Here is a 688-nt window from a genome sequence, read left to right as displayed (position 1 = left end):
GGGTGAAAATAGGCCGAAGTGCTTCCTGAACAGGGGAAACTGGGACTTGTCGAAGGTTCCATGTTCGCCAGCAGAAAGCACTCGGTAGGTGAAGCGTACGTCGTGGTCGTCTGGCCTGTCCGTTACTGCTGATGGTGTCGGGGTGATCTCCCACGCCGGAGCCATCGCGCCACGCCTTCTGGCGGATCGAGTGGGGCTGACCGCCGAACTGTCGAAGGCCATGACTCGCAGACGGTTCATCCCAGTCCATGACCGTGGCCGGGTCTTGATCGACCTCGCGGTGATGCTCACAGATGGCGGCGAGTCCATCTCCGACATCGGCGTCCTGCGCCACCAATCTGACGCTCTGGGCCCGGTGGCGTCGGCGCCGACGGTGTGGCGCACTCTGGACGAGGTCACCGCCGGCAAGCGCAAGAAGATCCAGGTGGCGCGGGCCCGCACGCGGCGGCATGTGTGGTCCCTCCTGCCCGGCGGAGTGCCCGCATCCAAGTGTGCGGGCCGGGACCTGGGAGCCACAATCGTGCTTGATGTGGACGCCACCATCGTGGTCACCCACAGCGAGAAAGAGCTTGCTGCGCCGACGTACAAGCGCACCTTCGGCTACCACCCGATCGGCGTGTGGTGCGACAACACGACCGAGTTCCTCGCGGCGAGCCTGCGGCCGGGCAACGCCGGGTCGAACACCGCC

General features: G+C 65.7%; 1 protein-coding gene. It reads left to right on the top strand.

What is annotated here, in order from left to right; translation table 11 throughout:
• Positions 1–88 precede the first annotated feature (88 nt).
• Positions 89–688, top strand: a 600-nt coding sequence (locus G6017_RS17050; RefSeq protein WP_347238030.1) for a transposase, incomplete at its 3' end; no start/stop codon positions are given.

The sequence above is a fragment of the Dietzia sp. B44 genome, from assembly GCF_014145245.1.
GTDB lineage: Bacteria > Actinomycetota > Actinomycetes > Mycobacteriales > Mycobacteriaceae > Dietzia > Dietzia natronolimnaea.
This window is presented reverse-complemented; position numbering and strand designations above follow the sequence as displayed.